This window comes from Novacetimonas sp. GS1 (assembly GCF_036686925.1).
Classification (GTDB): Bacteria; Pseudomonadota; Alphaproteobacteria; order Acetobacterales; family Acetobacteraceae; genus Novacetimonas; species Novacetimonas hansenii.
On sequence record NZ_VSZP01000001.1, the window covers coordinates 2,120,228 to 2,140,056 of the forward strand.

The window sequence follows — 19,829 nt, forward strand, 5'->3', positions numbered from 1 at the left end:
TGGTAATGTGTGACAGCACTGGTTTTTATGCCTGCTGGCCCGTAAAGCCCCCTGGGGCGGAATACTGATCATGGATGTGACAGATGAAGATGGGCTTTCTTTCCTCGGGGATGGTGCTGGCGTTCGCCGCCTTTTCTTCGTTTTCAATCAGTGACGCTTTTTCCAAGCTGCTTGCAGGACAGCTTGACCCGTTTGAGGTTGCCTTTTCGGGTGGGATCTTCGGTTTTCTGATCATTCCGTTCATCAGGCGGGACAATGAATCCTATCTGGATATTTTCTCCCCACAGAAGCCGGGCATGTGGCTTGTGCGTGCGATCGCGACCTTTACCGCTACCGCCGCAAGTGTTGAAGCATTCATGCTGCTTCCCATGCCCGAAGCCCTGTCACTGATGTTCCTTATGCCGCTTTTTGTGACCATGCTGTCTGTCACCTTGCTGCATGAAAAGGTATCAGCGTGGGCGTGGGTATCGGTTATCGTCGGGTTCATCGGGGTTCTGATCGTTCTGCGGCCGGGGATGCGTGCCCTGCATCTTGGACATCTGTGCGCCCTGATCGCGGCGGTTGCGAATGCCGTGGGCGTTATCGCCTATCGCCTTGCGGGGAATGATACGCCACGCCTGTCACTGTTCGGGTCCAGCCTGTTTGGGCCGCTGGTGGGTGATGGCCTGCTGATGCTGGCGCATGCGCATTGGCCGCATGGCCTGCAAACGTGGTTTTTCCTGTTCGGGTATGGTTTCCTGGCGGCGTTGGGACAATTGCTGATGATGGTGGCAACAGCCCGTGCCCCCGCCAACCGGGTGGCCCTGCCCCAATACAGCCAGATGTTATGGGCGGTGGGTTTTAGCTATTTCCTGTTTCATCAGGCGCTGGATGGATGGACCTTTATCGGTATTGTCGTCGTGACATTTTCAGGCATGCTCAACTGGATACGCCAGCGTGTTCGCTATGAACATCTTGCTTTGCAGGAACGCCGCGCTGCGCGACGGCGTCTGCGGGAACCTCAAACAAGTCCATAAGCTGTTTAGTCCCGTGGTTTGATGGTGCGAATTTTGCATGAACCGTAGTGGCTCTTTTTCCCACTACGTTTAAATGAATTCATCCGAAGTAAGTCCGCGCAGTGTTTTGAGGCTGCGGGCGAAATTGCAGGTGACGACGAAGCCTGCGAAGTGCTGGCGCAGTTAGTCATGCGTTTCATAATAGAAGCGCTTGACCGTCGCCGCCTTGATCGTCCGGTTCATGCGTTCAATCTGGCCATTCATCCACGGATGGCAATGGAAGACTGCAGATGCGGAATGGGCATTGTCATCGCATATGCGCGTCAGAATGCCAGACCAGCAACGGCTGTGGCATGTGCCGCCCACCCGGCGACCATAGAGAGAGTGTTACGGGCATGGTTACAGGACAAGCGGACCATCGCAGCTTCCCGACGCGTCACCATCAAGGTGTCGATACAGGCCACTTCCATGTTGTAGAGACGTTCGAACTCAAGATCTACCAGCCCCTTCATGACTTTCATCATCCCCGGAACTCCCGCCGCTCAAGTTCATATGGGATAGCGAAACACGCCTGATAAAGCCTTACTGGCTGGTTGCTAAACGAGGATGGGTTTTGATGAAGATTTCTTCAAAACGTCATGACTGCACGACAGAAACCCTTACGTATCTCCAAGTACTGGTGTTTCAGACAGCGTGCGTTGTCCGGCATGAGGCATGGCCCCTGATTCCCCAGAGGGTTGGGATATTGTAAGCTGACATCGCCGTGAACCTTCGCCAGGTATAATGCTGTCACGCACCTTTCAGGACGTGGCCGCCCGTCATGGCCCCGGCGCACAGGGCCTTCAATCGGAGCTTATACGGCCAATGCTGCTCCGGTTTGCAATTCTGGTTACGTCGACACTGGCCTTTGGGATCAGTGCCGTTTCGGGCGGCGGTGCAGGGCTGATCCTGATGCCCCTGCTGGGGCTGGTATTGCCTGACATGCAGGTGCCCGCCGCCCTATCAATTGGCACTGCTACCAGTTCGGCGGCGCGCATCATTTCGTTTCACAAAGCGATCCGGTGGGACATTGTTCGTCATTTTGCGCCAACCGCACTGCCATTTTCCGCCCTCGGTGCCTGGGCGCTCAGTCGCATGAATCCCGTCTATCTATCGCTGTTATTGGGTCTGTTTTTGGTGGGTCATCTCCCCCTTCTATTTCGCACACCTCCAATCCAGCCCAACAGGAAACCAGTCCGTATCGCATCGCTCCATGCGCTGGGTGCCGCCGCAGGCTTCATTTCCGGTTTTACTGGGGCGATTGGTCTGGTCTTCAACGGTTTCTATTACCAGCTTGGTCTTCGCAAGGAAGAAGTCGTCGCAACTCGCGCCGCCAATGAAATCATGCTGCACGGTCTTAAGCTCATTCTCTACGCGGCATTCGGCCTGATGAGTATTCATGTCGTCATCGTGGGTATCGCTGTTGCCGCGGCCGCAATCCTGTCTTCGATCATCATGCGCCATCTGCTCCCTTACCTACATGACCGACTGTTTCACCATATCGGTCACGCAGCCATGGTTGTAGCAGGCCTCATGATGGTGATCACAGCAGGTGGCCAGATTGCACGTCAGAATGCTGCTGTTCTCAATTATTCCCACGCATCCGGGGATCTCTCTGCTTCCCTGTCATGGCAGCAGCATATCTTCGCAGTTGAATGGGAACACGGCAATGAACTGGAACTGATCCATCGGGTGTATATCCCATCAACAAATCTACCAGGCACTCCCATATTCCATGGTTTCATCCTGCACATGTCTCCCCACACAGGAATCCAGACCGTTCGGAGTGTCGGGGTTTAAATCGCACGAAATTATTCACCTAAAGATAGAATAATATGCTTATTTTTTAATGATACTTTACTGATGCTGTTCCTCGTCAAGGATTTCTGGGAAGGAAATCCCGAACCATGTGTGCTTCTGACCGCCGATTTATCCGCCTGCTGCCCAAATCCGGAGTCTTACTCATGATCTACCACAATCCGGCCTGTGGCACGTCGCGTAATGACGCTGATCCGCAACAGCGACGATGAACCCCGGATCATCGCGTTTCTGAAAGCGACCTTTCGGGTGACAGCCGTCCCTTACGGGACAGCAGGACCAGCAGCACGCCCAGCAAGCTGATGCCTAGGCCCGCGACGGAAACCATCGGATAGCCGAACCCCATAGACAAGACAGCCCCGCCCAACGCCGCCCCCAAGGCATTGCCCAGATTGAACGCGCCTATATTGACCGACGAAGCCAGGCCCGGTGCATCGTGTGCGGCCTGCATGGTGCGCATCTGCAGGGCCGGCATAAGGGAGAAACTGGCGATGCCCCACAGCAGGACTCCGACCAACGCACCGGCCGACGTTTGCGCGGCGAAGGGAAAGGCCAGCATGATCAGGCCGAGGAGTGGAAAGAACACCAGCAACGTACCGGCCAGCGACCGGTCTGCCGCCTGACCGCCGATAGCATTGCCTATACTGAAACCAATACCGATCAGCATCAGTGCCACCGTCGTTAAGGTTGGCCCCGCATGGGTGATATGTTCTAGCATCGGCACGATATAGGTATAGAGTTCGAACATCGCTCCAGCGCCGATCACCGTGACGCCCAGTGCCATCAGCACATTGGGGCGCATGATGACCTTCATCTCGGCCACCGCGTCCGGCCTTGGACCGGCCTCAGCCAATGGCAGGGCAACCGACAGGGCCGCAGCCGCGATCAGACCCAGCACCGAAATGGCGGCGAACGCACTGCGCCAGCCCAGCGTGTCACCCAGCCATGTCGCGGCCGGCACGCCAAAGATATTGGCAACGGTCAGACCCATGAACATACTGGCCACAGCACTGGCCTGCCGGTTGGCCGCAACCAGGCTGGCTGCCTCCACCGCGCCCAGCCCGAAGAATGCCCCATGGGCCATGCTGGTCAGCACCCGTGACAGCAGCAACTGCATATAATCGCCACTGACAGCCGAAGTCAGGTTGCCGATCGCATAGAGGATCATAAGTCCGATCAGCGCATATTTGCGTGGATAACGTGCCAGAAAGAGGGTGACGAAGGGTGCGCCGCCCATCACGCCGAAGGCATAGGCGCTGATCAGGCTGCCTGCCTTGGGTACACTGACATGGACCCCGTCTGCCAGGACAGGCAGCAGGCCCATGGGGGTGAATTCCGTCACCCCGATCGCGAAGGCCCCGCAGGCCAGGGACAACAGCGCACGATCTGACGAAGAATGAGAATCCGGCACATTCGCCTCTTTGGTTCGATAAGAGATTTCAAATACATGGTCATATGCAGCCGGTGTGGGAAACACGTCCGGCATGCTACACTCGGGCGAAAATGCAACCACCCTGAGCATGCATCACATTGATGACCAGGGGTAGCATCCCCTCGCGCTGGGCGCGGGAATGTGTCGTGGGCGGCATGATGATACGATTGGGCAGGTTCAGACCACCCAGTGAATAAGGCGAAAACAGCATCAGCAACCCCTTTTGGCCAAAGATGGGCGAAAAAGGGAAATTGCCAATATGGGATAAAACCGACCAGAGGCTTTGTGGCCACAAGAGCTGTGAACCAGGATCACAAAAAAGAGCCCAATGGGTTGGAAACGCCCCTTACACTCCGTTCCGCATGAATGCCTGCAACCTTGGTACCATGAAATCGAGGAACAGCCGGATACGCTGCGGCATGCGCTGCCCCCCGAGATAAAGGGCGTGGACGTCCTCCGCATCGCCATGCCCCGCATCTGCGAGCACCTCGACCAGATGCCCATGGGCAATATCGTCGCGGACATGAAAGTCGCCCAGACGCGCCAGCCCCACCCCTGCCAGGACCAGGCGGCGCACCGTCTCGCCATTGTTGGCCAGCAGGCTGCCGCCGACCATGCGGTCCACGATCCGCCTTCCTTCGCGCAACGGCCAGACCGGCGCAGCCCGGCGAAAGTTGAATCCCAGGCAATTATGGTGGTTGAGGTCGTCGATCGTGATCGGGGTACCATGATTCTTGAGATAGTCGGGTGAGGCGACGATCTGCCGACGTGCCACTCCGATCTTGCGAGCCAGCAGGCTGCTGTCTGTCAGGGGGCCAACACGGAAAGCAATGTCGGTACGATCAAGATAAAGATCGACGATCTCGTCCGACAGCGACAGATCAACGATGACATTTGGATAGGTCCGCCAGAATTCCGGCAGCAGCGGCTCGATCCCCAGGACGCCGAATGGGACCGAGGCGCTCACCCGCACAATTCCGCTGGCACCACCCGCCCCATGACAGACCTCGCGCTCGATATCATTCAGTTCCGCCAAGAGTGCGACACTGCGTTCATGGAACAGGCGCCCCTCGTCAGTCAGCGAAAGCCGTCGGGTCGATCGCTCAATCAGCCGCACGCCCAGCCGCTCCTCCATGCGGCCGATCAGCTTGCTGACCGTCGATGGTGTCATCAGGAGATGTCTTGCCGCCTCGGAGAAACTGCCAGCTTCGGCCACTCTCACAAAGACCTGCATCTCTCCCGCGCGATTATCCATATTCCTGAGCCCATCTGTGAATTGGAATCCAAGATTATGTGGAGGAAAAGCCGATTATCAAGCCCGTCCGAAAGCGGCATCGTTCAGCGATGATACGGTCACCCTGTCATTGTCATTCCCCATTAAGGAATATTCTGAGCTATGAAAAACATTCTTCTTTTGAATGGTGGCAAGGTCTTTGCGCATTCGCATGGCCGCCTGAACGATACATTGCATGATGTCGCGGTACGGGTGCTGACAGAAGCAGGTTTCGCGACACGCGAGACCAAAATCGACGCAGGCTACGATATCGAACAGGAAGTCCGGAATTTTTTGTGGGCAGATCTGGTCATCTACCAGATGCCCGGCTGGTGGATGGGCGCGCCATGGATCGTCAAGAAATACATGGATGAGGTCTTTACCGCCGGTCACGGCACGCTCTATGCTAATGACGGGCGCAGCCGGGCCTGTCCCGAACGCAAATATGGCTCGGGGGGCCTGTTGGGCGGTAAGCGTTACATGCTGTCCCTCACATGGAACGCGCCGGATGATGCCTTTACGGATCCTGTGCAGTTCTTTGAAGGCAGAGGTATAGATGCTGTCTATTTCCCCTTTCACAAGGCCAATCAGTTTCTGGCACTGTCAGCCCTGCCGACCTTCCTGGCCACCGATGTCATGAAAGCCCCGGATGTCGACGGGACCATTGACCGTTATCGTAAGCATCTGTCGGAAACGCTGAATTTCGCACGTTCTTTGAAATAATAAACCTGCTGGCGTACCTGATGGTTGTTCCTGACATCTTGAAAAAACATGCTGACCTCGAAAGATAATATTCAGGAACTTCTATTATTGAAAAATCATCTTTCGAAAGCCATCGGGAAAAGTTCTGGCAACCTGCTCTCCGGCCCTGGGGAACGAGGCAGGGATCATGAAACCCCTGCCCTACTCTTTATCAAATGCTTTTTATGCTCCGATGCGCTTGCTCAGAAATCGAGCGACGTCTTGACATAATACATGCCGCCATTGAACCCGTAGGGCGAATAGGAAGCATATTTGGCAAGGCCTTGCTGCGACTGGGCAATAGCGGAGGAAATACGGGTCGGGTATTTGTTGCCTAGGTTGTTCGCACCTATGCCAATGGTCCAGCGCGGAACAGGCTTGTAGTCAATTTCCATATTGGTAATGAAGGCAGGATTCTGCTCGAACGGCACGGACCCCGGGCCCGTCGGCGCCGCCATGTAGGTCATGGAGCCATAGCGCATTTCCTGCACGAAAACCGACCACTTTTTATACTGCCAGTTCACGCTGATCTGCTCGCGGTTTTTCGGCGCGGCGTGTAGCACCATTTCCTTGGTATATTCGTTAACCAGGTTGCTCTTGCTCGAACGGATTTCGTTATCCGAGAAATTGATGCCCATGGCAAAGCGGAACTTGCCGTAATGACTGGTATGCAGTGTGTAATCAGCGGTCAGGTCGCCACCGAATGTCTGGGTATTATACAGGTTGGCATAGTAGCTGATCGAAGTCACGTTACCCAGACCGGTAATATTACCCGAGTCAACGGCAAAACTCTTGGAGCTGCCCATCCGGTCATTAATGGCGATGTAGTACAGGTTGCCCGCCAGGTGGAAACCATCTACGGGGGTCGCATCAATCCCAATGGTATAGCTACGTGAATATTCACCCTTCAGGGGTGTCGCGCCATAGGACTTGGCCAGGGCACTGTTGGAGGGAACCTGATCCACAACATAGCCGGGATATGGCGCCGAATAGAAGTACGAAATCTCACCCAGCGTTGGCGGGCGGTAACCGGAATTGATATTGGCGCGGATGGCCCAGTGCTTATTGAAGTTGTAGCGCGTGCCGACCGAACCTGTCTCGACGGTTGCCATGTTGCTGTAGTTGGCAACACGGCCGCCCAGCGTCCATTCCCATTTTTTGGTGATATGGAAATCAAGGTTGGCAAAACCTTCGTACACGTCACGGTTCGTGTTCGATACGGCCAGCGCCGGATTGCCAGGGTGATCGGTTGCGCCCTGCCCACTCCACGACGCGGTCTCACCTTCGGTCATCTGGAAGGTATCGTGGCGGTATTCCGCACCGAACCGCAGGTTGATGTCCCTGGGCAGCAGACCGGTATGGAACGAACGTGATCCCCTCAGCCCGGTTGTCAATTCGGTCGAGATCGACTTGCCATCATAAAAGGATGTCTGCGTCGGATCGTATGCATATGCGCCGCCAGACGTCAGCGAGGCATTTTCGGAATCCTTCGTACCGTATGTCTGCTGGTCACGCCCAAAGGTTACGTAAGCATCCCATGCGAAGCCGAATTTGCGCGTACGGATGCCATTATCAGTCTCGAAGTCGTACTGGTCCATGGTGATGTAAGGCTGGTTACCAGTAGGGTACAGAGCCGAATTAATCCATATATCATCACCGTTATTGGCACGATAGGTTTCGGCCACGTTGGCACGACGATGCGAAAAGGTGGACGTGCTGTAAAAACTGAACCCATGCCCAAGTGGCACGGACATGTTTTCGCTCAGGGTTTCCAGCGTACTCTTGGGCAGGCCCAGGCCACGCTGCACGTTACGGTCTGCCGTGGCATTACGCGGGTCGTTGGCAGAAAACAGGTTGCCATAGTAATCACCGCCACGGGTAGTAGGCAACTGGTGGGTCACCTGTGCCGCAAGGTCGAGGTAGCCGCCCCTGTTGCCGAGCGCCATGGCATAGCTGGCCGAGCCATCAAGCGCCTGGCCGTCGCCTGCGTAATAACCACTGTTCTTGAAATTTACGGTGCCACCATGCGTATCGCGTTTGAGCACGATATTGACCGCACCTGCAATGGCGTCCTGTCCGTACAACGCGGAAGCACCTTCGGTCACCACTTCAATATGGTCGATCGCGGTGATGGGAATGAGCGAAATGTCAGCCGGCTCACTGCCCCAGTTCGTGCCTGCGTTGGCGTTGAAGTTGGCACCAATATGGCGACGATGACCGTTGACGAGGATCAGCGTATCATCCGGCGACTGACCACGGAGCTGCATGGTCTGAACAAAAGAGCTGGCACCGCCACCGGGCAGGGCTGCGGTGGTAATTGCCGGATTGGCCTGCGACAGCGCCGACAGCACATTGGTCTGGCCGGTCTTGAGCAGTTCCGCGCCCGTTACGACCGTAACCTGCGTGGTGCTGTGCTGTGCTGTGCCAGGTGAAAAGATGGAATTGGTCTGGTGACCGCCAACATGGATTTCTTCGGGGCGGCTCGATGCACGCAGGGCTGCGGGCATGGCCTGTTTGGGGGTGGGTGCCTTTTTATCGGCGGCAACCCGATAATGTTTTTGCACTGACGAAACGGTCGAGGTCGCGGCTTCACCTGCAAGCGGCACGAATGCGCCAAATGCTACCCCGGCCACCAGATATAACTTGTGCTTTGACAGGCCTGACATCTGCCTCTCCCCCCCTTGGAACTCGACCGAAACGTTTCGCGTGAATATGTGTAATGATATGATGCGCATTCGTTATGATTTGGCGTCATATGAATTATTGATATGTTCCGAACCCGGATTGTTTCTTGCTTGCAGATAAAAAAATATATAATTGAAATTGTTTCGTTTTTTGTGCGAATGTTACTTTTCGCACAATATTTCCAAGTATCTGCAACCCTGCATCAGGCATGTTCGGGCGGTCCCGCACTGCGTATATGCAGTCAGGTGTAGCGCAGGACCTTCCATATGGCCTGCTCCTGGTACAATATGTTGACAGTTAAATAAAAGTCCTTAATGTCAAGTCTATAAATCCATAGAATATAACCTTTACGGAGTTCCCGTTGGATATACGCCGATTACAGGCTTTTATTAAGATTATTGACCTTGGCAGCATTTCGCGTGCGGCTGACCTGCTCAATATTGCTCAGCCCGCATTAAGCCAGCAACTCGCCACACTTGAAAATGCTTTCAAGCAGAAGCTGGTCATCCGCAGCAAGAGCGGCGTAACCCCCACCACGGCCGGGGCGGAACTGTACCGGCATGCACAGACCCTGACCAAACAGTTCGACCGGGCCATGGTTGAAATCACGCAGGGTGCAGGTCCACTGGTGGGCAAGGTCTCGGTCGGACTCTCTCCCTACAGCGCGGGCTCCACACTTTCGGTCAAGCTATTGCAGCTCGTGCGCGAGCGCCTGCCCAACATCACCCTGCACCTGACCGAAAGCTTTGATGACATCTACAGCGAACTGATCATGACCGGGCGGCTGGACATGGCCGTGATCCATGGCGCTGGTCCCATCAAGGGGGTTATTTTCACGCCGTTGATGAAGGAAGAATTCTTCCTGCTTGCACCCCATGACCTGGAATTTCCCCAGAATGAAAAAGGGGCCGTGCAGCTTGCGGATATCGCTGACATTCCCCTTCTGCTTCCGCCCAAGCATAATTTTGTGCGCAAGAGCGTGGACATGGCCTTCATGCGCAAGCAGCTTGATCCCCGCATCGTGGCTGAAATCGAGGCGCTGATCACCCTGCAGGGCGCCATCGAGCAAGGCATCGGCAGCACCATCCTGCCATGGTCGGTTGCCAGCCGCATTGTCATGCCGGGTAAGTCGCGCATCTTCCCGCTGCACAACCCCGTCATTCAGCAAGATGTTTCGCTCTGCATCCCCGAGATCATTCCTGAGACTGAGGCCTCGGTGGCCGTGCGCGAACTCCTCATCGGCCTTGCCAAGGCGATGGCCGCTTCACATAACTGGCCGGGTACCCAACCTTTCGATTAAGAGCCTGATCCGAAAGTTTTTGAACAATACCGGCATGTTGTGATTCATTCGTCTTTGCGAAGAGATGGAGTGAATGGTGGCATGGACTGGTATTGCCCGACACGAACATAGCCGGGAGGGATTGCGATATCCATCGGATATGACGGATGCGGAGTGGGCTTTGATTATGCCGTTCGTGCCCCCGGCGAAACGGGGCGGACGGCCTCGCACGGCGGATATGCGCGAGGTTGTAAACGCGATACTCTATATCGCCTCGGGTGGGTGTGCGTGGCGTCTGCTGCCGAAATGCTTTCCACCGGTCTCGACCGTCAGGCGCTACTTTTACGCATGGCGTGATGCCGGACTGTTCGAAGCGATGAACACAGTACTGGTCATGAACCTGCGGGAGATCGAAGGGCGTAAGGCCTCCCCGAGCGCGGGCGTGATTGATAGCCAGTCGGTGAAAACCACGGAAAGTGGGGGAATTTCCGGTTATGACGCTGGAAAGAAGGTCAAAGGTCGCAAGCGCCATATTCTGACGGATACCTGCGGCTTCCTGATCTTCCTCCTTGTTCATGCCGCTGACATTCAGGATCGTGACGGGGCTGTCGATGTCCTGGCGGCAATACGCAAACACTTTCCATGGCTTCGCCACATCTTCGCCGATGGCGGCTATGCCGGTAATAAACTGCGATCCACGCTCGCCAGCATGGGAAAATGGACGGTCGAAATCATCAGGCGATCAGACACAGGCAGGGGCTTTGAAATCCTGCCTCGCCGCTGGGTGGTCGAACGAACATTCGCCTGGCTCGGTCGATGCAGGCGGCTCGCCAAAGACTGGGAAAAGTCCATAGCCTCATCAACAGCGTGGACTTTGATCGCCTCAATCCGCATGCTGACCCGCAGAACCGCAAGGCATTGTCAGTGCTGAAAAACTTTCGAATCAGGCTCTAAGGGATCAGACCGGTACGCACCCGATATTGGGGCGGGTCAGTACATCGGGTTGCAACAGGGCTGCAAGCCGTTCGGGAGAAAGCAGTTGCTCCTCCATGATCAGGTCCGTGACCTTGCGGTCTTCCGCCAGCGCACGCTTGGCAAGGGCCGAACAGGTATCATATCCCAGCACCGGCACCAGTGCGGTAATGATACCGATATTCAGGTCAAACAGATATTGGCACCGCGCCCGATCGGCAGAAATACCGCTGATGCAGCGCGTGGTCAGGGTTTCGATGGCGGCGCGTAATATCTTGATCGATGTAAACAGGCAATAGCCGATCATCGGTTCAAACGGATTAAGCTGTAACTGGCCACCATCGGCGCACATGGTAATGGTCAGGTCGTGCCCCGCAACCAGATAGGCCACCTGATTGACCGCCTCGGGTATGACGGGATTGACCTTGCCCGGCATGATGGAAGACCCGGCCTGCACCGCGGGCAGCACGATTTCACCCAAGCCCGTGCGCGGCCCGCTTGAGAGCAGGCGCAGGTCACTGGACATTTTCGACAGTTTGAGCGCCAGGCGCTTGAGCGCGCCTGAAAACAGCACGAAAGCGCCCACATCCGATGTTGCCTCGATCAGGTCGGGTGAACTGCTCATGGGTCGCCCGGTCAGGCTGCGCAGTTCCGCCATGACGGTAGAAGCATAACGCGGGTCGGTATTCAGTCCCGTGCCAATGGCAGTACCACCAAGATTGACCTGCTCAAAGGCTGCGGCATGGGCCTTGATGCTTCTGATTTCTCCCGCCACAGCAGTCCGGAACGCCCCGAATTCCTGCCCCAGCGTCATGGGCACGGCATCGCGCAGTTGCGTGCGGCCAACCTTCAGGATCCCATCAAAGGTCTCTGCCTTTTTATCTAGTGCTTCGTGCAATCCTTCAAGGGCCACCAGTAGCGGATCAACCGCAAGCAACAGCCCCAGGCGGAGCGCCGTGGGGTACACATCATTGGTGGACTGCGCCATATTGACATGGTCATTGGGGTGCAGCACGCCATAGGTGCCCGGTTTTTCGCCCAGCAGCCCCAGGGCAACATTGGCAATAACTTCATTGGCATTCATGTTTGTCGAGGTACCCGCCCCGCCCTGCATTGCGTCTACCACAAACTGCTTATGACAGGCGGGGTTTTGCAGTATGTGCTGACAGGCACCATCAATGGCACTGGCGCGCGTGGGGTCAAGGTAGCCGAGCGCAAGATTGGCCCGCGCCGCAGCCTGCTTGACCACGACCAGCCCCCGCACCAGATCCGGAAAACTGCCGATGGTGTTGCCACTTATGGGAAAGTTATCCAGCGCGCGCTGTGTATGCACGCCCCACAACACGCCCGGAGGCAGTGTGACCTCGCCCAGCAGGTCGCGCTCGACGCGGGGGGCGGACTGCGCACCCATGGGGCTGGCCTTGCCTGTCAGGGTGCTAGCTGCGCCATCTCGTGCCGGAGCGGGCATATTAATCATTTTGATCTATCCACGTTGAGAATAATGCCAGGACGAGGGTGGAAAAGCGCCCGCACCATGCAAATATTCGCCAGTAATGACATGATAACAGGCCAGAAAAACGCGCCGGATACAGCCATGTGCACAACCCCAGGGCTCGGCCTGAGCGTATCAGTCCGGCTGGATCTGCATGATCGTGGTGCCATATCCAACCAGCGCACCAGCCTGCCCCGTTACTGTAGCTACTGTGCCCGCAACCGGTGCGTGAACAGGCAGTTGCAGGCTGTCCAGCGTGAGGAGTGCTACAATATCACCTTGCGCCACCTTTGCCCCGACCGGAGAAAAAGCGCTGTCGCGTTGCGGATGAGTCAGGCACAGATGGCCGAAATACGGCGTTTTCACCGCCACCAGTCCCGCCGACGCATCGGGCTGCGCTGCTGTCGGGGCATCGGGGGCTGTGGCCCCGGATGCGGTCTGTCCCACACAAATCCGCAGCTTCAGCCCCGCTGCCTCGTTGCTCAGTTCCAGGCTTTCCAGCCCTGCCTGCGCCAGCCATGTCGCCATCTGGCCAATCTGTTCAGGCTCAGGCAGCCGATCAAAATGGGGCACCATCTGTCCGGACCGGTTGCTCATAAGGCTGTCCTTTTTGCAAGCCAGCGTTCAAGATAGTGAATATCCACCCCACCCTGCGCAAAGGCGGGATCGGCCAGAAGGTCCTGATGCAGGGGGATATTGGTTGATATCCCTTCCACCTTCATTTCCGCCAGCGCCACGCGCATGCGCGCAATCGCCTGCTCACGGGTGGCGCCGTAACTGATGACCTTGCCGATCAGCGAGTCATAATAAGGCTGCACCGTGTAACCCGCCACGACATGCGTATCGACCCGGATGCCGGGGCCACCGGGCAGATCCCAGCGCGTGATGGTGCCGGGCGAGGGCATGAAGGTGAACGGGTCCTCCGCATTGAGGCGGCATTCAATGGCATGGCCCCGCAGCCCGATATCCGCCTGCGCGATGCCAAGCCTCGCACCCTGGGCAATGCGCAGTTGCTCGGCTACGATGTCGATGCCTGTTGTCTCTTCCGTAATCGGGTGCTCGACCTGTACGCGGGTGTTCATCTCGATAAAGGCGAACACGCCGTCTTCATACAGGAACTCAAACGTGCCTGCACCGCGGTAGCCGATACGCCTGCATGCTTCAGCACAGCGCGTACCAATTTCTGCAATGGTTTGCGGTGTGATGCCAGGGGCGGATGCTTCCTCCAGCACTTTCTGGTGGCGACGCTGCAGCGAACAGTCACGCGCTCCCAGCCACAGCGCAGTGCCATGTGTATCACACAGAACCTGAATTTCGATATGACGCGGCTTCTGCATGAAGCGTTCAAGATACAGCGTCGGGTTGCCAAAGGCCTGCTCGGCCTCTTTTGCGGTGAGCGTTACGGCCTGTGCCAGATCGGCCGCACGCTCGACCACACGCATCCCGCGTCCACCGCCACCGCCAGACGCCTTGACGATAACGGGAAAACCTACGTCCAGTGCAATGGCCTTCACGGTCTCCATGTCAGCGGGCAGCGGCCCGTCCGATCCGGGCACGCAGGGCACGCCTGCCTCACGCATGGCGCGTTTGGCGGTAATCTTATCGCCCATCATGCGGATGGAAGCGCCGGTCGGGCCGATGAAGGTCAGGCCCGCTTTTTCCACAGCATCGGCAAAATCAGCATTTTCCGACAGAAAGCCGTAGCCGGGATGAATGGCCTGCGCCCCGGTCAACCGGGCGGCAAGCAGTAGCCCGTCGGCGTCGAGATAGCTGCGGGCAGCCGCGGCAGGGCCAATGCACAGGGCTATATCAGCCTCGTGCACATGACGGCTGTCGGCATCGGCTTCGGAATACACGGCCACCGTCTCCAGCCCGAGCTGGCGGCAGGCGCGCTGTATGCGCAATGCAATCTCGCCGCGATTGGCGATCAGCACCCGGTTGAAACGTGGGGTCTCATTCATGACAGCCGGAACAGGGGGGTGCCTGCCTCTACTTCGGTGCCATCTTCCACCAGCACGGCGGCGATCTTGCCAGCCTGCTCGGCACGGACGGCGTTGAATACCTTCATGGCCTCAACCAGCCCGACTTCCTGCCCGGCCCGCACCGCCTGCCCCACCGTGACAAACGGCGGCGCACCTGGCGTGGGCGCGAGATGGAACACGCCATAGGACGGAGCGGTAATGACCGTCTCCGCCACCACGCATGCCTCTGCTGACTGCGGGAGCGCTGCGGGCGTCCCCACCACGGGACTCACCACGGGGGGGGCAGATGGCGCAACCTCAGGCTGCGCGCCGCCGCCACGGGTGATGCGGATGCGGCAGCAGCCTTCCTCAACCTCCAGCTCCGTAACCGGAGCCGTGGCCAGCAGGTCGATCAGCCGCCTGACATGCGTGAGATCCACCGTCCTTACGCCGCGCCGGATGTCTTCTTGGCGAAGTTCAGCCCACCCACGACCTGCATGGTCGGCAGTACTTCCATGAAACTGACATTCATGCGCTGCGGTGACATGACGGCGAAGGCGACGGAGTTTGCAATATCTTCGGGCAGCAGGGACTCATATTCATCAAAGAAGCGCTTCTTCGCCTCTTCCATGTTGCCGATCAGACGGCCGAACACTTCGGTTTCGCAACGCGCGGGCGAGATTTCGGTCACGCGGATACGGTGGCCGAACAGGTCGCAGCGCAACTGCTGCGAGAGCGAATGCACGCCTGCCTTGGTGGCATGATAGACCGTGTTGCCGCCAGCAAAGGCATAATGGCCTGCAATGGAGGTGATGTTGACGATATGCCCGCGATCACGCTCGATCATGCCCGCCACCACAAGGCGGGTCAGTTGCAGTACCGCACGCAGGTTCACGTCCACCAGCGCATCGATATCCTCGGGCGTGGTGTTGGTGATGTTGCCCGTGCGCGACTGCCCGGCATTGTTGACCAGGATGTCGATCTCGAGCGTCTTGACCAGCGCCTCGATCCCCGCCTGATCGGACACGCTGACGGCATGCACAATGCAGCCGGTTTCCTTCGAAAGCTGCTCCAGTCGGGCCGCGTCACGCGCCAGGGCATGAACCTCAATCCCTTCCAGCGCCAGGCGGCGCACGATCTGCGCGCCAATGCCAGAAGATGCGCCAGTGACGAGGGCGGTACGGTACGGCTGGTTGCTCATGGTAAGAAAACCCGATCCTGAACAGAAAAACTAATACCACCCGGCCTACAGCGGATACCGGATGTTCAGCTATTGACCGGCATGCTAACGGCCATGAACAGCTTGCGCCAAGAGCACTTCGTTCTCACGCCATAACATAATATGATGGCCCGGATATCATGCTGATCCATAAGATTATTCAATAGCCTCACAACCATAATGGCACTGGCCATTGTTACGTAAACGCTCATACTCTTGCATTCAGCACTTCATGCCGTGAAACCTATATTGTTACGGTTCAGGCTCAATAACCAGCGCCATTCCAGGGACTGTGTATTTTGAACACGGATATAAAGAACGATGTGGCGCGCAATATGGCTGCGGCGCCTGCCATCAGCATGATCGGCACACGCGCCATGCTGTTCGAGGCGCCGGGTGATTTCACCATGGCCCACCAGCGCCGGGTCTGGGCGCTGATGGATGCGGCGCAGGCGCGCTCCGACGTGTGCGAACTCATTCCTGGCGTGACCAACCTCATGCTGATCTTTTCCGCCCCGCCCGAGCGCCCGCAGGCGGTGGCGGAGTGGCTGTGCCATGCCTGGAACACCCTGCCCGAGCGGCATATCGAGGGGCATCTGTTCGAGATCGGCGTACACTATGGCGGCACTCTGGGCGAAGATCTGGCGGCAGTCTGCGCCCATTCCGGCCTGCCTGCGCAGGACGTCATTTCCATCCATCACGGTAGCGAATACACGGTCTGCGCCATTGGCAGCGCGCCGGGTTTTGGCTACCTGCACGGCCTTGACCCGCGTATCGCAACGCCGCGCAAGACCGTGCCATCACTGAACATGCAGGCGGGAACTGTCATCATCGGTGGCATGCAGGCTGGCATTTCCGCGCTGACGGGGCCCAACGGGTGGAATTCCATCGGATTTACCGACCTGCGTGTGTTCGATCCCACCAAACAGCCCCCTGCCCTGTTTGCCGTTGGCGATCGCATCCGCTTTTACCCCGAAAGCATCGAGTTGTGATTACGATCCTTGAAACATCCGCCCTGAACACGGTGCAGGATCTCGGCCGCCCCGGCTACCGTAATCTGGGCGTGGGCACGTCGGGCGTCATGGATGCGCTTGCGCTTCAGATCGGCAATATCCTGCTGGGCAACCAGATGGATGATGCCTGCATCGAACTGCAGACCTATCCTTTCGTGCTGCGCTTTGAAACAGCCACCACCTTTACGGTGACGGGCATTGACGCTGCGATCGAACTTGATGGCCGCACGATCCTGCCCTGGATGATCGAGACGGCGGCAGCCGGGCAGGTCCTGCGTGTCGGGCCGCCAAAAGCGGGTGCGCGCGGATATATCTGCCTTGCTGGCGGTATTGAGGTGCCGGTGGTGCTGGGCTCTCGCAGTACGCAACTGCGTGGCAGCTTTGGTGGGCTCGACGGTCGCCCGCTGGAAGCAGGAGATACACTCGAAACCATCGCTACCGCGCTGGATGTGGTGGGGTACGGCGCCCTGCCCCCCGCTGCGGTGCTCGATGCCGTGGCCACCGCAGAGGACAGCAAGGTCATTCACCTGCGCGCCATGCCCGCAACCGATTACGCCCTGTTCACGCCCGAAGCCCAGCAACGGCTGTGGGATACGCCCTGGCGCATTACGCCACAGAGCAACCGTGTGGGCTACCGCCTGTCGGGTGCTCCGCTTGAACTGCGCCACCGGGTTGAACTGCGCTCTTATGGTGTGATTGCCGGTATCGTGCAGGTTCCGCCAGCGGGTGAGCCGATCGTGCAACTGGCTGACGCCAATACCGTGGGTGGCTATCCGCGCATCGCTACCGTGATCGAAGCCGATCTGTGGCGACTGGCGCAGGCACGCATTGGTACGCGCATCCGTTTGCATGAATGCAGCTTTGCCGAAGGCGTTGCCGCCATGCAGCCGGTCAATGCCTATCTCGACAGGCTGCGCATGATGGTTGCCCATTACCGCTCATCCGCCCACAGCCGTGCTGGCATGAAATCTGGAGCCAAGGCATGAAAATCGACCTCAATTCCGACATGGGCGAAGGTTTTGGCCGCTGGCGCATTGCAGATGATGACGGGCTGATGGACACCGTCTCATCGGCCAACATCGCCTGTGGTTTCCATGCCGGTGACTATGCCATCATGGACCGTACCGTGCGACTGGCGAAGGAAAAGGGGGTGGGCATTGGCGCCCATCCCGGCCTGCCGGACCTGATGGGCTTTGGCCGCCGCAACATGGCCGTATCCGACGCGGACATGGAATCCATGATGTGTTACCAGATTGGGGCATTGCAGGGCATTGCCGCCCGTCATGGCCACCGGGTCACGCATGTCAGTTACCATGCTGCCTTTGGTAACATGGCCAATGCGGATGAGGGCCTTGCCCTGCGCCTGACCCGTGCCATTGCCGCCATCGACCGGAACCTGAGCATATTCTGCATGTCCGGCCAGGCAACCGAGCGCGCCGCCGAGAAGGCCGGCCTGCGGGCCCAGACCCTGTTCCTGGCCGATCGTGCCTATACCACCGCAGGCACGTTGGTGCCGCGTGGGCAACCGGGTGCGGTCATTCATGATCTGGCAGGCGTGCGGGCGCGCGTGAAGCAGTTCCTCGATGACGGATCGGTCACGACCATTGATGGCGCGCGCCTGCCGGTTAAGGCGCAGTCCATTCTGGTGCATAGCGACACGCCCGGATCACTGGAACTCTCCCGCGCCATCCGTGCGGAAATCGAAGCAAGCGGCGGCGTGTTGACTCCGGCCTGCCAGCTTTAAGGCCGGCATCGCCCTTCACCCATAAGAATTTCCTATCGCATCGCAACGAACGCCTATGACCCGAAATCCGCCCCCTGCGTTACGATGTCGTAACATGAAGCGCGTGGGGATATCGGGCCAGCATTGATTGATGACATGCACCGCTGTCCATGTCGTGCATTGAGGTACGGATAAAATGAAGCATGACCTGAAACGTGGCGCCCTTCTTTTAGCATCGGCAACGTTTTTTACTGCGGCCCTCAATGCCCTGCAGAAACTGACCGGCTCCACGCTTCCAGCACTTGAAATCATTTTCTTCCGGAACCTGTTTTCGCTTCCCTTTGTGCTGCTGATTGCTTCACGCACGGCCATTATACTGAAAACGCATCATTTTTTTGGTCATGTCCTGCGCTCGGTCGTGGGGCTGATCAGCATGATCATGATCGTGATCACCGTGACCCGCCTGCCACTGGCCGAACAGCAGGTCCTGTCCTACACGCAGCCGCTATTTCTGGTCCTGCTCTCGATCCCGCTGCTGCATGAACGTCCCTCGCTCCAGCGCTGGGTTGCGGTCTCGATCGGGTTTTCGGGGGTGATCGTGGTGGCCCTTGGCAAGGGGCTGCTGCATGGACATGACATGACAGGGAGCGCTGTGCCCATCTGGGCGTATTTCGTGGCCCTGGCGCAGGGGGGCGTCGGCGCGCTGACCACCATGCAGATCCGCCAGCTTTCCGCAACGGAATCCAGTACCACCATCTCCCTGTGGCAGGCCATTCTCATGACGGTCATGACCGCGCTACCTCTGCCCTTCATCTGGACCACGCCCAGCCTGACCGAGGCCGGCTGCCTTGTTGCGGTGGGTGCCTTCGCCGGTATTGCGCAGGTGCTCCAGACCGAAGCCTTCGCCTCGGCGCAGGTATCTGCCATTGGCCCGTTTGCCTATTCCGGCCTGCTCTGGGCCGCGCTGATTGGATGGTTCGGGTTTGGTGAGATACCCGGCATTGCCATGTGCATTGGCGGGCTGCTGATCATTGGCTCGGGTGTGTGGATGCTCCGCCACGACCGCCCGGCCAAACAGAAAGCGGTGGCGGAAGGCACGATGGATGCGGCCACCGGCACCCCGCCCTGATCGCGCAGCCCTCCCCCTTCCTTCCAGTAATTCATGGCACACCAGGAGTCCTCCAGCG

Annotated in this window: 18 protein-coding genes and 1 pseudogene; 9 read left to right on the plus strand and 10 right to left on the minus strand. The window is 57.9% G+C overall.

The features are described 5' to 3' along the window. Positions 1–83: 83 nt before the first annotated feature. Positions 84–1,016 carry a DMT family transporter gene (locus FYB92_RS09530; protein WP_075624333.1) on the plus strand — a complete coding sequence of 311 codons (933 nt, stop codon included), beginning with the start codon at positions 84–86 and terminating at the stop codon, positions 1,014–1,016. Here the strand turns inward: FYB92_RS09530 and FYB92_RS15480 are convergent. Both FYB92_RS15480 and FYB92_RS09540 read right to left on the minus strand, forming a co-directional pair. Next, positions 909–1,265, minus strand: a pseudogene (locus FYB92_RS15480) (hypothetical protein); the annotation flags it as partial. The gene FYB92_RS09530 and the pseudogene FYB92_RS15480 sit on opposite strands and share 108 nt — an antisense overlap. A gap of 53 nt (positions 1,266–1,318) precedes the next feature. Next, on the minus strand, positions 1,319–1,519 hold the full coding sequence (locus tag FYB92_RS09540) for a hypothetical protein (RefSeq protein ID WP_332829034.1): 201 nt from the start codon (positions 1,517–1,519) through the stop codon (positions 1,319–1,321). A gap of 259 nt (positions 1,520–1,778) precedes the next feature. Between FYB92_RS09540 and FYB92_RS09545 the strand changes: the two genes are divergently transcribed. Continuing rightward, positions 1,779–2,834, plus strand: a complete 1,056-nt coding sequence (locus FYB92_RS09545) for a sulfite exporter TauE/SafE family protein (protein WP_332828541.1) — start codon at positions 1,779–1,781, stop codon at positions 2,832–2,834. Positions 2,835–3,072: 238 nt separating this feature from the next. Here the strand turns inward: FYB92_RS09545 and FYB92_RS09550 are convergent, their stop codons facing one another. Both FYB92_RS09550 and FYB92_RS09555 read right to left on the minus strand, forming a co-directional pair. Then, positions 3,073–4,338, minus strand: a complete 1,266-nt coding sequence (locus FYB92_RS09550; RefSeq protein ID WP_332828542.1) for an MFS transporter — start codon at positions 4,336–4,338, stop codon at positions 3,073–3,075. A 292-nt stretch (positions 4,339–4,630) separates the two neighbouring features. Further along, positions 4,631–5,539: a LysR family transcriptional regulator gene (locus FYB92_RS09555; protein WP_062808813.1), complete on the minus strand. Its 909-nt coding sequence runs from the start codon at positions 5,537–5,539 to the stop codon at positions 4,631–4,633. Positions 5,540–5,680: 141 nt separating this feature from the next. On the opposite strand from FYB92_RS09555, the gene FYB92_RS09560 reads away from it, so the two are divergent. After that, positions 5,681–6,280, plus strand: coding sequence for an NAD(P)H-dependent oxidoreductase (locus FYB92_RS09560; RefSeq protein ID WP_192263792.1), 600 nt, complete (start codon positions 5,681–5,683; stop codon positions 6,278–6,280). A gap of 221 nt (positions 6,281–6,501) precedes the next feature. On the opposite strand, the gene FYB92_RS09565 is transcribed toward FYB92_RS09560, so the two are convergent. Continuing rightward, positions 6,502–8,964 carry a TonB-dependent receptor domain-containing protein gene (locus FYB92_RS09565; protein ID WP_332828543.1) on the minus strand — a complete coding sequence of 821 codons (2,463 nt, stop codon included), beginning with the start codon at positions 8,962–8,964 and terminating at the stop codon, positions 6,502–6,504. 380 nt (positions 8,965–9,344) lie between these two features. Here FYB92_RS09565 and FYB92_RS09570 point away from each other — a divergent pair, with 380 nt between their 5' ends. Next, a complete protein-coding gene (locus tag FYB92_RS09570) occupies positions 9,345–10,283 on the plus strand; it encodes a LysR substrate-binding domain-containing protein (RefSeq protein ID WP_003619845.1) in 939 nt (312 codons plus the stop codon). A 73-nt stretch (positions 10,284–10,356) separates the two neighbouring features. After that, positions 10,357–11,193, plus strand: a complete 837-nt coding sequence (locus FYB92_RS09575) for an IS5-like element IS1031C family transposase (RefSeq protein ID WP_332828544.1) — start codon at positions 10,357–10,359, stop codon at positions 11,191–11,193. A gap of 27 nt (positions 11,194–11,220) precedes the next feature. Here the strand turns inward: FYB92_RS09575 and FYB92_RS09580 are convergent, their stop codons facing one another. From FYB92_RS09580 to FYB92_RS09600, 5 genes are all read right to left on the minus strand, one after another. Further along, on the minus strand, positions 11,221–12,645 hold the full coding sequence (locus tag FYB92_RS09580; RefSeq protein ID WP_081378616.1) for an aspartate ammonia-lyase: 1,425 nt from the start codon (positions 12,643–12,645) through the stop codon (positions 11,221–11,223). A 216-nt stretch (positions 12,646–12,861) separates the two neighbouring features. Beyond that, the gene (locus tag FYB92_RS09585; protein WP_332828545.1) at positions 12,862–13,323 is read right to left on the minus strand and encodes a biotin/lipoyl-containing protein; all 462 of its coding nucleotides are present in this window, start codon (positions 13,321–13,323) and stop codon (positions 12,862–12,864) included. Then, the gene (accC, locus tag FYB92_RS09590; RefSeq protein WP_281649855.1) at positions 13,320–14,687 is read right to left on the minus strand and encodes an acetyl-CoA carboxylase biotin carboxylase subunit; all 1,368 of its coding nucleotides are present in this window, start codon (positions 14,685–14,687) and stop codon (positions 13,320–13,322) included. Before accC ends, FYB92_RS09585 begins: the two co-directional genes overlap by 4 nt. After that, positions 14,684–15,127 carry a biotin/lipoyl-containing protein gene (locus FYB92_RS09595; RefSeq protein WP_332828546.1) on the minus strand — a complete coding sequence of 148 codons (444 nt, stop codon included), beginning with the start codon at positions 15,125–15,127 and terminating at the stop codon, positions 14,684–14,686. Before FYB92_RS09595 ends, accC begins: the two co-directional genes overlap by 4 nt. A 5-nt stretch (positions 15,128–15,132) precedes the next feature. Then, a complete protein-coding gene (locus FYB92_RS09600; protein WP_075632336.1) occupies positions 15,133–15,888 on the minus strand; it encodes an SDR family oxidoreductase in 756 nt (251 codons plus the stop codon). A 353-nt stretch (positions 15,889–16,241) separates the two neighbouring features. On the opposite strand from FYB92_RS09600, the gene pxpB reads away from it, so the two are divergent. From pxpB to FYB92_RS09620, 4 genes are all read left to right on the plus strand, one after another. After that, positions 16,242–16,898 carry a 5-oxoprolinase subunit PxpB gene (gene pxpB, locus FYB92_RS09605; RefSeq protein ID WP_081378617.1) on the plus strand — a complete coding sequence of 219 codons (657 nt, stop codon included), beginning with the start codon at positions 16,242–16,244 and terminating at the stop codon, positions 16,896–16,898. Further along, on the plus strand, positions 16,895–17,905 hold the full coding sequence (locus tag FYB92_RS09610; protein WP_075632335.1) for a biotin-dependent carboxyltransferase family protein: 1,011 nt from the start codon (positions 16,895–16,897) through the stop codon (positions 17,903–17,905). Before pxpB ends, FYB92_RS09610 begins: the two co-directional genes overlap by 4 nt. Next, positions 17,902–18,663, plus strand: a complete 762-nt coding sequence (locus FYB92_RS09615) for a LamB/YcsF family protein (protein WP_075596224.1) — start codon at positions 17,902–17,904, stop codon at positions 18,661–18,663. Before FYB92_RS09610 ends, FYB92_RS09615 begins: the two co-directional genes overlap by 4 nt. Positions 18,664–18,838: 175 nt before the next feature. After that, the gene (locus tag FYB92_RS09620) at positions 18,839–19,771 is read left to right on the plus strand and encodes a DMT family transporter (protein WP_048858953.1); all 933 of its coding nucleotides are present in this window, start codon (positions 18,839–18,841) and stop codon (positions 19,769–19,771) included. Positions 19,772–19,829 lie beyond the last annotated feature (58 nt).

Coding starts and splice junctions, on each gene's coding strand:
- FYB92_RS09615 (WP_075596224.1), top strand. CDS start 17,902: ATGAAAATCGACCTCAATTCCGACATGGGCGAAGGTTTTGGCCGCTGG.
- FYB92_RS09560 (WP_192263792.1), top strand. CDS start 5,681: ATGAAAAACATTCTTCTTTTGAATGGTGGCAAGGTCTTTGCGCATTCG.
- FYB92_RS09600 (WP_075632336.1), bottom strand. CDS start 15,888: ATGAGCAACCAGCCGTACCGTACCGCCCTCGTCACTGGCGCATCTTCT.
- pxpB (WP_081378617.1), top strand. CDS start 16,242: ATGGCTGCGGCGCCTGCCATCAGCATGATCGGCACACGCGCCATGCTG.
- FYB92_RS09545 (WP_332828541.1), top strand. CDS start 1,779: ATGCTGTCACGCACCTTTCAGGACGTGGCCGCCCGTCATGGCCCCGGC.
- FYB92_RS09565 (WP_332828543.1), bottom strand. CDS start 8,964: ATGTCAGGCCTGTCAAAGCACAAGTTATATCTGGTGGCCGGGGTAGCA.
- FYB92_RS09530 (WP_075624333.1), top strand. CDS start 84: ATGAAGATGGGCTTTCTTTCCTCGGGGATGGTGCTGGCGTTCGCCGCC.
- accC (WP_281649855.1), bottom strand. CDS start 14,687: ATGAATGAGACCCCACGTTTCAACCGGGTGCTGATCGCCAATCGCGGC.
- FYB92_RS09550 (WP_332828542.1), bottom strand. CDS start 4,338: ATGCCGGACGTGTTTCCCACACCGGCTGCATATGACCATGTATTTGAA.
- FYB92_RS09620 (WP_048858953.1), top strand. CDS start 18,839: ATGAAGCATGACCTGAAACGTGGCGCCCTTCTTTTAGCATCGGCAACG.
- FYB92_RS09575 (WP_332828544.1), top strand. CDS start 10,357: ATGGTGGCATGGACTGGTATTGCCCGACACGAACATAGCCGGGAGGGA.
- FYB92_RS09555 (WP_062808813.1), bottom strand. CDS start 5,539: ATGGATAATCGCGCGGGAGAGATGCAGGTCTTTGTGAGAGTGGCCGAA.
- FYB92_RS09580 (WP_081378616.1), bottom strand. CDS start 12,645: ATGGGTGCGCAGTCCGCCCCCCGCGTCGAGCGCGACCTGCTGGGCGAG.
- FYB92_RS09585 (WP_332828545.1), bottom strand. CDS start 13,323: ATGAGCAACCGGTCCGGACAGATGGTGCCCCATTTTGATCGGCTGCCT.
- FYB92_RS09540 (WP_332829034.1), bottom strand. CDS start 1,519: ATGATGAAAGTCATGAAGGGGCTGGTAGATCTTGAGTTCGAACGTCTC.